Consider the following 14,087-nt stretch of genomic DNA (forward strand, 5'->3'; position numbering starts at 1 on the left):
ATCACCCAGGTGAGGAGGTCAAAAAAACAGGAGGGATTCTTAAATAGGAATGATGATTAAACAACAGGAACGCTTTTACCCAGCATCACAGGTGTTGTATCTCTATATTTAAACTCTTAAAGGACATGACATGCCGTTTATTAATGAAATTCCCGCAGCGGAAGATATCGAAAAATATGGTTTGCCTTATAAAAACGATCTGAATTTACCCATGCGTCTGCGTAATGAATGGACTGTGGATCGTGAACGCAACTTTCATTTATACGGACTTGGTGCTACTGGAAATCAAGCGTTTGAAGAAAAAATTTATCATCGCTTTAAACTTTATTTGAATGGAAAAAATTTTATTGTTGAATTGGAAGATGGGGGGGCCTTGAGGTTTGATGACAATCCTAATGTTGTTGTATGGAGCAAATTAATGTCGATTTGGTTGATACCTCATGATCAGGTGAGCCCCCTGAAGATATTGCCGCCCTCGGCCTGGGAAACCCCCGATGCGCCGCAACCGCTATTGGATAATTATTCGCTCAATCAATTTGTCACCATTCTGAAAGAAGCATTCACTGTGTATGGAGACGGTTACGCTAATCGTTACATCCATACTCCCATTGTGGTCCGTTTTGGATTTTAAATCATAGGAAGATAGTCATGGCACTTACTGCAGAACAAGCCAACGCATTACTTGACAGCATCACTACCAAGGAGCAGTTGCGCAATTTAATTAATCAGCTGGATATCAACAGCGGTGGCCGTACCACCATTTTATACAGCGGTCATACTGTGAATGGACTCGATAACTCCCAGATTCTCCAGGGCATGCTGCATCACGGCGACGCTATCCGGGGGAGCGATCACGCCGCGGCTCTTTACTCTCCGCAGCGCCGGTATATGATGCACACCGCCATGTCAGATGTTTGATGTAACACGATATCGTCGGGTTTCATCAAGCATTTCACAGGCATGTATATCACCCAGGTGAGGAGATCAAAAAAACAGGAAGGATTCTTAAACAGGAATGATGATTAAACAACAGGAACACTTTTACCCAGCATCACAGGTGTTGTATCTCTATATTTAAATTCTCAAAGGACATCACATGCCGTTTATTAATGAAATTCCCACCGCGGAAGATATTGAAAAATATGGATTGCCTTTTAAAAAAGATTTGACCTTGCGTATGGAACTGCGCAGACAATGGACTGTGGATCGTGAACGCAACTTTCACTTATACGGAGGTGGTGCTAATGCAAATCAGGCATTTACAGATGTTTTTTATTATGAGTTCGATCTTTATCTGAATGGTTCGAAATTTATTATCGAATTGGACCGCGACCGTACTCGTGGACCCTCGAATTTTGAAGACAACCCCTATGTCATCACGTGGAGCAAATTGATGTCGATCAAGGTGATGCCTCGTGATCAAGTGAGCCCCCTGAAGACATTGCCTCCCTCGGCCTGGGAAAACCCCGATGCACCGCAACCTTTATTGGACAATTATTCGCTCAATCAATTTATCGCCATCCTGAAAGAAGCGGTGACTGTGCGTGGTGCAGGTGACTCTAATCGTCACATCCATAATCCCATTGTGGTCCGTTTTGGATTTTAAATCAGAGGAAGATCAGCATGGCACTCACTGCAGAACAAGCCAACGCATTACTTGGCAGCATTACCACTCAAGAACAGTTACGCGATTTAATTAATCGGCTGGATATCAACAGTGGCGGCAGTACCACCGTTTTATACAGTGGTAATACCGTGAATGGACTCGATAACTCCCAAATTCTCCAGGGGATGTTGCATAACGGCGACGCTATTTGGGGGAGCGATTACGCTGCGACTCTTTACTCTCCGCAGCGCCGCTATATGCTGCAAACAGCTGTGTCAGATCTTTGATGAAACACGATATGATGGTGTTTCATCAAGGATTTCACAGGCATGTACATCATTATCAGATGAGGAGGTCAAGAAACAGGAGGGATTCTTAAACAGGAATGATGATTAAACAACAGGAACGCTTTTACCCAGCATCACAGGTGTTGTATCTCTATATTTAAACTCTCAAAGGACATCACATGCCGTTTATTAATGAAATTCCATCAGAAGAAGATATCGAAAAATATGGATTGCTTCATCTTTATAAAAAAAACGAGATATTACCTATCGAAATACGCCGTCAATGGACAGTTGATCATGAGCGTAACTTTTATTTATGTGGAATCGGTCAAAGAGGGAGTCAAGCGAGTGATGAACCCGTTTATTACCAATTCCAGTTATATCTTAATGGCCCCAAATTTATTGTTGAATTGGATCGTGGTTATGGCCCCTCGACTTTCAATGACAATCCCTATGTTGTTAGATGGGACACAATTGTGTCTATCAACGCGGTTTCCAATCCTATGAAACCTCTCGTTTCGTTGCCACATTCAGCTTGGAAGAACTCCGATGAACCGCAACCAGTGTTGGATAACTATTCACTTAATGAATTCATCACGATTTTGAAAGAGGCGTTGACAACACGCGGAGCGGGGGAAAGTAACCGTCACATCCATCATCCCATTGTGGTCCAGTTTGGATTCTAAAATTTTAAATCAGAGGAAGATCAGCATGTCACTCACCGCAGAACAAGCCAACGCATTACTCGACAGTATCACTACCAAAGAGCAACTGCGCGATTTAATTAACCAGCTCGATATCAACAGTGGCGGCAGTACCACCGTTTTATACAGTGGTAATACCGTGAATGGACTCGATAACTTCCAAATTCTCCAGGGCATGCTGCATAACGGCGACGATATCAGGGTCATCGATAACACCGAAGCGGCCAAGTTTCTGAATGTCACGCCTGGCGATCCCAATCGAAATGATGTACTTGAGGAGAAACTGCAACAAATTTTTGGTGATGACCCTAATGAGCGCAACAGCCGCTCCAACCAATTCCTTTTCGGCGAAAGAACTGCCGATGGCACCCGTTTCCCGAACGGCGCTTGGGACAACATATCGGCCCGCTTTGTGGATGCCACCGTCGGCGAGGTGCGCACGCTGACCGGCGGTGCGTCTGTCAATGGCGTGTTTAATCAAACCGAACTGCCGCGCCTGCTGAATAACCCCAATATCACCTCGGTGGATGGCCTGCCCTTATCCGACTTGCAACGGCTGGGGCCGGCGGCGGCCTTCCAGGCGATTTCAGCGCAATCCGACAACTTGTCCGGCTACATCAAGGTGGCCATTGATGCCGATGGCCGCATCATACATTTACCTGATGGCGTGCCACGCTTGGATAGCCGCCAGTACTTCGGGCTGACCGGTGTAGAAGGCAAACCCCCGCTGGTGGATACGGGGCGTTACGGCAGCTTTGACAGATTCATCCCCGAGCGCCGCAGCGGTCATGTGGATGGGGCGCGCCTGGTGCAGGAGATCAAAGACGGCTATCAGAGCGCCTCGCGGTTGCTGGGGCCGGAGTCTGGCGCGGCACGGGCGAATGCGCTGCGCGTACTGGGCAAAATGGGTGTGGCGGCGGATCTGCTCTCGCTGGCGACGATGGTGCACGATGCCAATGCGGCCTACGCCCGCGGCGATACCAGCGCCGGCAACACGATTGTGCAGGATTGGACCAGCCGCTATCTGGGCGGGCTGATGGGTGGTTTGATGGAGGCACAAGCAGTCGGGTCGCTGCTGACGCCGTTGTATATGGATGGCCCGGCCGGGGCGATTTTTGCTTCCATCCTGACGCTAGCGGCGGGTGTGGAGGGCACCTTCTTAGGCAGCCATTACCTGGGGGATGTGCTGAACAAGATATTCGACCAATTGCATCGGCTCGGCCAGGTGTCGGAGCAGGCGCTCCACGATTGGATCACGCACATGAGCGATGCCTTCCACCGCCTATCCGGTCAACTACACAAAGACAGCGACGCTTTTATGACGCTGCTTCATGACCTGTTCGGCTATCAGCGTGATGTCCGCGACCCGCTGGTGCTGGATCTGGATGGCGACGGCATCAAACACGCCAGCGGCTGGATTAAATCCGATGACGGCTTGCTAGTGCTGGACCGCAACGGCAACGGACACATTGATGACGGCAGCGAACTGTTCGGTGCCGATACCCTATTGGCCAACGGCCAGAAAGCCACCTCCGGCTTTGAGGCACTGCGCGATCTGGACAGCAACGGGGATGGCGTCTTTGATGCCGGCGACACCCGCTTTACCGACGTGCGCGTGTGGCGCGATCTCAATCAGGATGGCCGCTCCCAGACCAACGAGCTGTTCACCCTCTCCAGCCTGGGCATTGCCTCGATCGCCCTGACGCCCACCGACACCCAGCGCGTCAACTTGAACGACGGTAATTTCATTGATGGCCGCGGCACCTACACCCGCAGCGATGGCCGCACCGGCGTCGTTGGCAACCTGCAATTGGGTCTGGACCACTTCTACCGCGACTACAACGGCGCCCACGCCCAAGTGACCGTGAGCGAGGCGGCCCGCGCCTTACCAGCCATCACCGGCAGCGGCGCGGTGCGCGATCTGCAAGAAGCCGCCAGCCAGTCACCGGCCTTATTGGCGGCCGTTCAAGCGCTATTGTCCGGCACCACTCCGGGCACCCTGCGCGCCGCGCTGGATCAGGTCATTGCCCTGTGGGCCGACACCTCAACCATGCGTAGCAGCGAGGAGCGCCTCGAAGCCTCCGGGGACATGCAGCGCAATGTGTATTACCAATGGTTCGTCCCTGCTGCCGTGATCGCCCAGGGCCAGGAGGCCGTTCAGACCTGGACCCAGCAGCAGCATGCCCGGCTTGGGCCGATCATCGGCATCCTGGAGAAGTTCAACGGCTCCACCCTGGTCAGCGATCACAACGGCCAGATCTCCATGGGGGGGCAGATCTTCAGCTGGAACCGCGTGGTCCATCCTGACGGACACGGCGAAGAGGTAATGACCTTCCGGTTCCTGCCGGAGCAGTTCGATCCCTTGATTGACCCCTTCACGAAGGCCTATGCCCACCTGAAAGAATCCATCTATATCCGGCTGGTGCTCCAGCAGCGGCTCAGCGATTACCTGTCCGGACTCACCATGACATATCACCACGGTGTGATGGGCTGGGATGCCTCCGGGGTGCACGCCAAGCTGGATGACACCTGGCAGCACAACAAAGCCCAGGCGCTTCAGGATGCGATGGACCTGTACCGCTACGGCAGCGATGCCCTTGCTGGCAGCGACTGGAAGCCGCTGGATACCTTGCGCGACATGATCGACCGTACCGCCGCCGCCCCTGATGGCATACAGGCCCTGAAGGAGGCGGGTACGCCCTTTGTGTCTGGAGATCTGGAAGGCAGTGCCGCGGCGGATATCATGTTCGGCGATGCCGGAGCCAATACCCTCAGTGGCGGCGCTGGCGACGATGTGCTGTCCGGCGGCGGCGGAGACGACACGCTGTACGGTGGTGAGGGCAACGATATCCTGCGTGGCGATGCGGGCAACGACCTGCTGTACGGCAGCTCCCAAAACAATACCTACCTGTTTAACCAAGGAGACGGCCACGACACCCTCGTGGATCAAGGCGGTAGCGACACCATCGTGTTTGGCACAGGCATTGCCGCCAGCGACATCCGAGGATGGTTGCAAGGTCAGGATGTAGTGCTGGATTTGGGCAACGGCCACGACAGCATTCGGTTCAAGAACAGGGTGAACTCCGATGGAGGGCGTGACACACGCACCGACATCGAACAGATCACCTTTGCCGATGGCACCGTCTGGACCGGAAAGACGTTGAATGACATGGCGTTAACCACACAGGGCACCTCCGGCAACGACACCCTGCAGGGCTGGCAAGGCCGGGACACCATGCTGGGCGGCGCTGGCGATGACACGCTGTCCGGCCGCGGCGGCGATGATGTGCTGCTGGGCGGGGATGGCAACGACCTGCTGGACGGCGGCAGCGGCAGCAACCGTCTGGAGGGCGGCGCCGGTAACGATGTGCTCAAGGTGTCTGCGTATTACTCCTCTGACAACGTGCTGAGCGGTGGTACCGGCGATGACACGCTGTACGGCAGTAATAATTCGGACACGTATTTGTTCGAGAAAGGAGACGGCCACGACACCATTGTGGAACAGGGCGGTACCGACAAACTCGTGTTGGGCGCCGGGATTGTGGCCAGTGATGTCAAGGTGCTGCGCGAAGGTCAAGACGTGGTGCTGGACCTGGGCAACGGCCACGACAGCATCCGCTTGAAGGACTGGTTGACCTCCGATGGCTACCGTAGCAGCACTGCCCACATTGAGCAGATCGTGTTTGCTGATGGCACGGTCTGGACTGGGGAGACGTTAAGCGACATCGGCCTGACGACCGTCGGCACCTCTGGCGACAACACCCTGCAGGGCTGGCAAGGCCGGGACATCCTGCTGGGCGGCGCTGGCGATGACGTGCTGTCCGGCGGCGCTGGCACCAACCGTCTGGAAGGCGGTGCCGGTAACGACGTGCTCAAAGTGTCGGCGTATTACTCCTCTGACAACGTGCTGAGCGGTGGTACCGGCGATGACACGCTGTACGGCAGTAATAATTCGGACACGTATTTGTTCGAGAAAGGAGACGGCCACGACACCCTCGTGGAACAGGGCGGTACCGACAGGCTGGTGTTTGGTGAGGGACTGCATCGTGAAGAGGCGCTCTTTACGAAGTCAGGAGACGATCTCTCCATCCTTTTCAATCATGGGGACGATCAGGTGACCGTGGCAGGCTGGTTCAGTACGCCGGCGCATCAGGTGGAATCTTTCGTATTCCAGGATGGGACGGTGCTGTCCGGTGAGGTGGAGCGTTTGATTGCGGCGATGGCGATGCCGTCCGCGGTGACCACGACACAGGCGACGGTGCGCGACACTAACGAGCATCACTTACTGGTCGCCAGTTCGATTGTCTGAGGGTGTGTTGTGTTACTGGGAGGCCCCGCAGATGCGGGGCCTCTTGGTATGGCCTCTGGGGGGGGGGGGGTGTTTGAGACCAAAGGAATGCAAGCTGCCTTGATAGGGTAGGTGTGTAGTGATGGTTTGAAGTTGTAGGGTGCCCGGTGGGGTGGGTGTATCGGGGCGGTTTGGATGGCGGTGTGGGGTGCAGTTTTGATATGCATCGGATGGGTGTCTGTGTCGCCACGTCAGGGGGAGGTGTTATTCCGGCAGCGGTGATTGTCCGCGCTTGGTACGAAAGTAGTTGGTCAGGCGGCGTGAGGCATCTTCGGCAAGGACGCCGCCGCAGACGTGCACACGGTGGTTGTGGCGAGGGTCGGCAAGTACATTGAATCTGCTGCCGCAGGCGCCTGTTTTGGGATCGGCAGCGGCGTAGATGAGGCGTGCAATCCGTGCGTGGACGATGGCCATGGCGCACATCATGCACGGTTCTAGGGTCACGTAGAGTGTGCAGCCAGGCAGGCGATGATTACGCAACTGTTGGCCGCCGGCCCGCAGCGCCATGATTTCGGCGTGGGCACTGGGGTCGTGGCTGGTGATGTTGTAGTTGTACCCTTCGCCGAGGAGGGTCCCTTCGGGACTGAGCAGCACTGCGCCGACGGGGATTTCATCGAATTCAGAGGCTGCACGGTTGGCCAGGGTCAGTGCATGGCGCATCCAGTGGGTGTCGTCAGGGAAGACGGCGCTGGGGTGTATCGCAGGCATGTTCGTTTCACGTTGTTTCGCTGTGGCGATGGAGGAAGGCTTTAAATGCGGCAAGTGTTGCTTCGCTGACGTGATGTTCGATTCCTTCGGCGTCGCAGCGTGCGGTTGCTGCATCAATGCCGAGTGCCAGGAGGAAGCGTTCTACGGTTTGATGGCATTCGCGGCTGGAGGCAGCGAGTTCTTTGCCTGCAGGGGTCAGGAATGCGCCTCGGTAGGGGCGTTGTATGACCCATCCATCGCGTACAAGACGCTTGAGCATTTTAGCGACAGTCGGTTGGGCAACACCTAAGCGTGCGGCGATGTCCACTTGGCGGGCTTCGCCGCTATCGGCGAGAAGATCGGAGATCAATTCGACGTAGTCTTTCACCAGTTCGGCACGGCGGGCTTCGCGCACTTGACGGAAGCTTTCTACGTGAATGTCTGCATCGATCAGGGGCTGTTCCGCTGCTTCAGTTTTTCCGTGATTGGATACTTTGTGCCTCGTGTTCATCGGGGATTGCATCGTTGGTCATCGCTAGTTTGACGTAACTTCCTGGTGATTGCTTCTATCGCATGATAGGAACGCATTGCGATTTTCTGGGGAAAATGCTCTGAACGGTGCAAGGTTGGCACCAAGATATTTTCTTGGCGTTGTTGTGGTCTGCATGGTGTGTGATCTCTTTGGGAAGTGAGTTGCTATATAGCATTTGCTATAAAATGAAGCGTGCCGTTGCTTACCAATCGTTCTATGTCCTCGTTTCAACCTATGTCTCCGGTCTCTAATTCCCCCAGTCTTGGAGAGATGCATGCCAGTGTCGCGGTGTCGCGCAGTGGGCATTGGGGGTTCCGTTTGTTGGCCTTTCTCGGGCCGGGCTATATGGTGTCGGTCGGCTATATGGATCCTGGCAATTGGGCGACGGGTTTGGCGGGTGGTTCGCGTTTCGGCTATATGCTGTTATCGGTCATTCTGCTTTCCAATGTGATGGCGATTGTGTTGCAAGCACTGGCGGCACGCTTGGGCATCGCCAGTGATCTGGACTTAGCCCAGGCGTGCCGGGCGCGCTATTCGCGTAGGACGAATCTGGCGTTGTGGGTGGTCTGCGAGTTGGCGATTGTTGCTTGTGATTTGGCTGAAGTGATCGGTACGGCGATTGCGCTCAATCTGCTGTTTGGTATTCCCATCTCTTGGGGGGTCATCATCACGGCGGTCGACGTGATTCTGGTGCTGTTGTTGATGCACCGTGGCTTCCGTGCGCTTGAAGCGTTTGTGATCACCCTGTTGTTGATAATCTTCGGATGCTTCGCGGTCCAAATGGTGCTGGCGGCGCCGCCCTTGCAGGAGGTGCTGGGCGGCTTTGTGCCACGCTGGCAGGTGGTTGCCGATCCGCAAGCACTGTACTTGGCCATCGGTATTGTTGGTGCCACGGTGATGCCTCATAACCTGTACTTGCACTCTTCGATTGTGCAGACCCGTGCTTATCCGCGCACGCCTGTTGGACGGCGCGCGGCGCTGCGTTGGGCAGTGACTGACAGTACTTTGGCGCTGATGTTCGCGTTGTTTATCAATGCTTCGATTCTGATTCTGGCGGCAGCGGTGTTTCATGCTCAGCATCGCTTCGATGTGCAGGAAATCGAGCAGGCGCACCAATTACTTGCACCGCTACTTGGGGTTGGGGTTGCGTCGACGTTGTTTGCGACGGCTCTGCTTGCTTCAGGGATCAATTCGACAGTGACGGCGACGTTGGCTGGGCAGATCGTGATGGAGGGGTTCTTGCGGTTGCGGTTGACGCCGTGGTTGCGACGTTTGCTGACGCGCGGTTTAGCGATTGTGCCGGTGATTGTGGTGACGTTGTTGTATGGCGAGCGAGGTACTGCGCATCTGCTGGTGTTGAGTCAAGTGGTACTGTCGATGCAGTTGCCGTTTGCGGTGATCCCGTTGCTGCGTTGTGTTGCCGATCGCAATGTCATGGGTGCGTTGGTGGCGCCGCGTTGGTTGATGGTGATGGCGTGGCTGATTGCTAGCGTGATTGTCGTACTCAACGTCAAATTGTTGGTCGATTACGCTGTGCAGCTGATGAGCGGTGCGAGTGATTGAACCGTGAGGTCGCCAATCCCGAGCTGTGATGCACATGATGGTCTCTCATCCTGTGCGGCGGTGTGTGTCGCTTTTTACGAGGTATGGCGTGTGTTCGTGAGGGCGAGTATTGCATTTGTCTGATATTGCTGTGGCTTGCAGTGCTCATGCGATGCTGCCTATCGTTCTGTTTTGCCGGTGCTGATGTTGCTGTTGCTGTTGCGGTGTTCTCTGGGTGGTTGTCTATGTATCGGCTGCCTGTGTGCACGTTGTGATGTTGGAGAAACATTGCTTGGGAGTCGCTGAGGTGTCTGCTGCAAGCGGGGTGACGCTGCGGATGTTTGGTTCATCAAGGGTGATGGTTGCAAGGATGTATCGGCAATAAGCGATTGGGATGGAGGTGTGCTGCGCTGTAACCATGAGATTGGTGTGTACGTCCATGAGCCGTGCAGTCAGATGGCAGTTTCGAGGCGGTGTGTAAGTGCCAATAGCATTTTATTAAGCATCATGAGGATGCATGTTTGGTTGTGTTATTGGTGCTGTTATCGGTGTCACGGCCATCGGTGTAGTTGATGCAGAACTTTAATCTTTAGAACGTGATCACTACGGCGAGGATGCCGGAAGCGGTGATCACACCTTCCGAAATATGTGGCGTGTGCCTGCTGTTGCTGGCTGTGTCGAGATTCAATGTGTCAGGGGGACAGTGATGGAAAAAAAATCAAAAGACGTTACACCACGGTTTGGAATAGGCGAGTGGTTTGGTTTCAATCTGACGCAGATAACCGGAGAGGAACACCGTCAACTTGCTGCCGAAGTACTCAAACCGAAGAAAGCACGCACTCCACACCCCTGCCCCTTCCAGGCACTTAAACCAGGTGCGGTTTGCTCCAAAGAGGGTGGGGTGTGTTCATGACGCCTCTACTCCTGCGGCGTACATTCAGATAACGGACGGGTGCGCGGTGTCCCTGTCGAGGGCAAGCAAGGCGACTTCCGGATCACCTGCCCGTATCGCTTCCACGATGATCTTGACGTGTTCAAGTGGGTCGGTGAAACCATCCTCGGTGACACTGATCCGCTGTTGGTCAGTGAAGTCGGTTTCCTTGAAGCAGGAGTGTCGACTGACAGTGAAGGTGGCGATGCTGTGGGTCGTATCGACATGGTGCTAGTCAGCTCCAAGACTCCCAAGCAAGGCTCGATGCATTGGGTTGCTCTTGAGATTCAGGCCGTCTATTTCAGCGGCAATGCGATGAAGAGCGAGTTTGCAGCATTCAACGATGCGGTCGTGGATTGGGTCATGTTCCCGGCGGGTCGTCGTCGTCCTGACTATCGCAGCAGTGGTCCCAAGCGTTTGATGCCGCAACTTCAAATCAAAGTCCCGACGTTGCGACGCTGGGGTAAGAAGATGGCCGTCGTTGTTGATCGTGCCTTCTTTGATTCCATCGGTGAGATGGACAAGGTGAGCGATCTATCCAATGCGGATATTGCGTGGTTTATCGTTCGTCTTGAAGAGCTCCAAGGCCAGAAGCGGACGCGCATGGTGCGTGATGAGGTCAGGTACACCACGCTTGAGCGTTCGGTCGAGGGGTTAACGGGGGGGTAGGCCAGTTTCCTTGCCGGTGTTTGAGACGCGCATTGTTGACAAGATCATCTAGTCTGCCTGCATTACTGAGCTGGTCGATGATGAATTGCCCGTCGTGAACGGTCGTGGCCGTGATGCTACACACCAATCACAGGTGACTTGATTAACAGCCCCGTGAACATTCACGGGGAATAAAGGACGATCATGAGCGACACGACGGCACTGCAACGGCAGCACCGCCGCATCGAACGTCTGAAAGAGCAAGGCGTCACACGCACCACCTTACTGATTCACGGTGCCTGCAAGCCAGCCCTCGAAGGGTTGCGGCATCACTTCGTTAATCCAGAAAAAGCGGCCGCCCTGGCTTCATTGGTTGCGCAGCTCCACGATAAGAAGGCTCCCACCAATGTTGCGCAGGTGCGTCAGCTGAGTCCGTTCCGTTATCCGGGCGGCAAGACATGGTTGGTGCCCGAGGTGCGCACATGGCTGATGGCTTCCAAGGTTTCTTCTGCGGTGTTTGTGGAGCCCTTCGCAGGTGGTGCGATGGCTGGCTTGTCGGTCGCCGCTGCGGGCTTGGCGGAACACGTCTTTCTTAGCGAGCTTGACGATGAGGTGAGCGCTGTCTGGCAAACGATCTTTCACGGTAAGCCCGCTGACGTGAAGTGGCTCTGCAAGCAAATTGTCGACTTTGATGTGAATCTTGAGAACGTCCGGAGCATCCTTGCCGGCTCTCCAAAGAGTGTTCGTGGCCGGGCGTTCCGTAGCATCGTCAAAAACCGGATGCAACGCGGCGGCATCATGGCGGCAGGTGCTGGTCTCGTTAAGACTGGAGAAGCTGGACGCGGTCTCAATTCCCGCTGGTATCCGGACACGCTGGTGCGTCGTATCGGAGCCTTACAGGCGATGCGTGCTCGCATCACTTTCGAGCAGGCCGATGCTTTTGACGTTGTGCAGCGCTACGCGAATGAGGCCAATGCGTTCTTCTTCGTCGATCCTCCTTACACGGCAGGCGGTAAGAAGGCTGGAGCGCGGCTCTATACCCACAACGAAATCGACCATGAAGGGTTGTTCGCGCTCATGGCCGCGGTGCGTGGTGCTGTCATGTTGACGTATAACGATGCGCCAGAAGTACGCGCAATGGCAGCGCGTCATGGGTTCCGCATTGTGCCGGTGATGATGAAGAACACCCACCACGAGGTCATTCGGGAGCTATTGATCTTGAAGCCTTAATATCTGTTCGGTCGTCGGTGGTGTCGAGTGTCATCGTTGTTGCCGCCTATGCTGGTACGCGCGATTGATCCGGCAAATGCGTCGCAGTAATGATCATAGTGCTCGTGTTCATGCATCGGTTTCCCGTGTCACCAGGGGCTGTTGATAGAACACCAGTTTGGGGAGTGCGAGACAAAATCCGCGTATAGATAACCGATGCGGCGTCGTTATATCCATCGAATGTGATGGCGTAGCGATAGAGGTGAGTTGGAATTCAGGCTGCCTGGAGGAGGTGTGAGTGGGCAAGCACAGCCATGTGATTAAGCACGCTTGTGGGGATGGCGATTTCGGTTGCTTGAGAGGCGACTTTGCGTGCTCATAGCGAATGCTCCTTGAGTGTCTTGAGCCGGTACATCAAGTGCTTAAGCAGCGTGTGGCAGTGGTACCTGCTGGTTTGTTTCTCATTCGTGTCTGTGATTACGGTGATCCTTGCTAATGGTATTGATGGCGGTGGCATGCGCTGCAAGGATGTGTCGGCAATGTGTTGGGCATTGCCTCTCTCTGATATGTGCAGTGCTGTGCCACGATCTATATCACGTTGGTGATATGCAAGGGTGTTTTCTGATCTGTTTGGAAGAGATTGAGATGGGAGCCTGCACACGGCGGCTTGCACTACGGTATGGACCAAAGTGTGTTTGAGATCGTTTTATCAAGCAGGGTGGTGCGGTGTGTGTATCAGGTGCGATGAGCATCGGCCAGCTTCTGCAACGGTGTATCAGTTGATTGGGGAGGGGGGGGGCTCTTTGAAGCGTTGTGTGTCAGCGCTAGGAGATATCTCTATGGTCGTTTTTAGCAACCCCAAGTGGTTTGAGTGTTGGTGTGTAGAGGAGTCTTAAATGGTGTTGGATCGCATCAGCACACTCGCAACAGGCATTGATGATGCAGGCTAAGCGTGATTGCTGTTGTCGATGAGCGTGACGTGTTGCCACGTTCACGTTCGTCCACCAGAAGATGTGGTGATCGATGCGATGCAGTGCACAGAGGATGAGATGGAACCCAGCGGTCATGTGGCTGATTTGAAGGCGCCTGCTGGTGATCTTTGGTGATTTGGTCGGCAGCGTAGTGCGGTGATATGTGCATGCTTATGCAGGAGTGCGTGGTTTGCTTGATGTCGATGGGATACGAGCGGGCGCAGTGCGAAATCAGACCGATGATTGTCTTTGTTCTGTGGGGCAGTGTGGTGCGGATATGTGCATCGTTGTCATCGCCGGTCGAGGTGGTGCGCCATGTTGTGTTTCCATGGTCTGTCGAAGGTTGGGGAGGTCAGGTGCAAGATCCGTAGATGCTCCATGCACCGGGGAGGATGCATCGGCATGTCTCAGTGAGGTTGATAGGGGTGTTGCAATGCACCGCGTTATACCTTCCATGTCATCGCAAGGAGACGGTGTGCCGTTGCTGTATCGGTCGGATAGTGCGATAGCAAGAGGTTGTAGCGGCTAGATGTACATGTTTGTTTGATGTGCGGGTGCTGTAGTGATGGGGTGTGTCGTTGATGCAGGCGTTGTCATCGCGGATTCAGTGTGTTCGGCATGG

10 protein-coding genes and 2 pseudogenes are annotated in these 14,087 nt (G+C 54.5%); 10 read left to right on the top strand and 2 right to left on the bottom strand.

Features of this window, described 5'->3' with window-relative positions; translation table 11 throughout:
* Positions 1–130: 130 nt before the first annotated feature.
* The 6 genes and pseudogenes from PLS229_RS01910 (at position 131) to PLS229_RS01935 (ending at position 6,906) form a co-directional block, all read left to right on the top strand.
* Positions 131–631 carry a hypothetical protein gene (locus PLS229_RS01910; RefSeq protein WP_038270725.1) on the top strand — a complete coding sequence of 167 codons (501 nt, stop codon included), beginning with the start codon at positions 131–133 and terminating at the stop codon, positions 629–631.
* Positions 632–648: 17 nt separating this feature from the next.
* Positions 649–864 (top strand): annotated as a pseudogene (locus PLS229_RS01915) (RTX toxin); the annotation flags it as partial.
* Between the two features lie 232 nt (positions 865–1,096).
* Positions 1,097–1,606, top strand: coding sequence for a hypothetical protein (locus tag PLS229_RS01920; RefSeq protein ID WP_038270724.1), 510 nt, complete (start codon positions 1,097–1,099; stop codon positions 1,604–1,606).
* A gap of 17 nt (positions 1,607–1,623) precedes the next feature.
* A pseudogene (locus tag PLS229_RS01925) lies at positions 1,624–1,815 on the top strand (RTX toxin); the annotation flags it as partial.
* Between the two features lie 257 nt (positions 1,816–2,072).
* Positions 2,073–2,579 (top strand): hypothetical protein, encoded by a 507-nt coding sequence (locus PLS229_RS01930; RefSeq protein ID WP_038270723.1) that lies wholly within the window; start codon positions 2,073–2,075, stop codon positions 2,577–2,579.
* Between the two features lie 25 nt (positions 2,580–2,604).
* Complete coding sequence (locus PLS229_RS01935) at positions 2,605–6,906, top strand: calcium-binding protein (protein WP_114867063.1); 4,302 nt, start codon at positions 2,605–2,607, stop codon at positions 6,904–6,906.
* A 243-nt stretch (positions 6,907–7,149) separates the two neighbouring features.
* On the opposite strand, the gene tadA is transcribed toward PLS229_RS01935, so the two are convergent.
* Together tadA and mntR are read right to left on the bottom strand one after the other, a co-directional pair.
* Positions 7,150–7,653, bottom strand: a complete 504-nt coding sequence (tadA, locus tag PLS229_RS01940; RefSeq protein ID WP_051482387.1) for a tRNA adenosine(34) deaminase TadA — start codon at positions 7,651–7,653, stop codon at positions 7,150–7,152.
* A 7-nt stretch (positions 7,654–7,660) separates the two neighbouring features.
* Positions 7,661–8,143 (bottom strand): manganese-binding transcriptional regulator MntR, encoded by a 483-nt coding sequence (gene mntR, locus PLS229_RS01945; RefSeq protein ID WP_038272949.1) that lies wholly within the window; start codon positions 8,141–8,143, stop codon positions 7,661–7,663.
* A 237-nt stretch (positions 8,144–8,380) separates the two neighbouring features.
* Between mntR and PLS229_RS01950 the strand changes: the two genes are divergently transcribed.
* The 4 genes from PLS229_RS01950 to PLS229_RS12400 all read left to right on the top strand — a co-directional run bounded on the left by PLS229_RS01950 (position 8,381) and on the right by PLS229_RS12400 (position 13,836).
* Positions 8,381–9,727: an Nramp family divalent metal transporter gene (locus tag PLS229_RS01950; protein ID WP_038272931.1), complete on the top strand. Its 1,347-nt coding sequence runs from the start codon at positions 8,381–8,383 to the stop codon at positions 9,725–9,727.
* A 931-nt stretch (positions 9,728–10,658) separates the two neighbouring features.
* Entirely contained in the window at positions 10,659–11,306 is a 648-nt protein-coding gene (locus PLS229_RS01955; RefSeq protein ID WP_051482389.1) for a NotI family restriction endonuclease, read from the top strand.
* Positions 11,307–11,489: 183 nt separating this feature from the next.
* The gene (locus PLS229_RS01960; protein ID WP_200866218.1) at positions 11,490–12,515 is read left to right on the top strand and encodes a DNA adenine methylase; all 1,026 of its coding nucleotides are present in this window, start codon (positions 11,490–11,492) and stop codon (positions 12,513–12,515) included.
* A 1,189-nt stretch (positions 12,516–13,704) separates the two neighbouring features.
* Positions 13,705–13,836, top strand: a complete 132-nt coding sequence (locus PLS229_RS12400; protein ID WP_267903170.1) for a hypothetical protein — start codon at positions 13,705–13,707, stop codon at positions 13,834–13,836.
* The last annotated feature ends 251 nt before the right edge of the window (positions 13,837–14,087 follow it).

It is taken from the genome of Xylella taiwanensis (assembly GCF_013177435.1).
Lineage (GTDB): Bacteria > Pseudomonadota > Gammaproteobacteria > Xanthomonadales > Xanthomonadaceae > Xylella > Xylella taiwanensis.

Coding starts and splice junctions, on each gene's coding strand:
- PLS229_RS01910 (WP_038270725.1), top strand. CDS start 131: ATGCCGTTTATTAATGAAATTCCCGCAGCGGAAGATATCGAAAAATAT.
- PLS229_RS01920 (WP_038270724.1), top strand. CDS start 1,097: ATGCCGTTTATTAATGAAATTCCCACCGCGGAAGATATTGAAAAATAT.
- PLS229_RS01930 (WP_038270723.1), top strand. CDS start 2,073: ATGCCGTTTATTAATGAAATTCCATCAGAAGAAGATATCGAAAAATAT.
- PLS229_RS01935 (WP_114867063.1), top strand. CDS start 2,605: ATGTCACTCACCGCAGAACAAGCCAACGCATTACTCGACAGTATCACT.
- tadA (WP_051482387.1), bottom strand. CDS start 7,653: ATGCCTGCGATACACCCCAGCGCCGTCTTCCCTGACGACACCCACTGG.
- mntR (WP_038272949.1), bottom strand. CDS start 8,143: ATGAACACGAGGCACAAAGTATCCAATCACGGAAAAACTGAAGCAGCG.
- PLS229_RS01950 (WP_038272931.1), top strand. CDS start 8,381: ATGTCCTCGTTTCAACCTATGTCTCCGGTCTCTAATTCCCCCAGTCTT.
- PLS229_RS01960 (WP_200866218.1), top strand. CDS start 11,490: ATGAGCGACACGACGGCACTGCAACGGCAGCACCGCCGCATCGAACGT.
- PLS229_RS12400 (WP_267903170.1), top strand. CDS start 13,705: ATGATTGTCTTTGTTCTGTGGGGCAGTGTGGTGCGGATATGTGCATCG.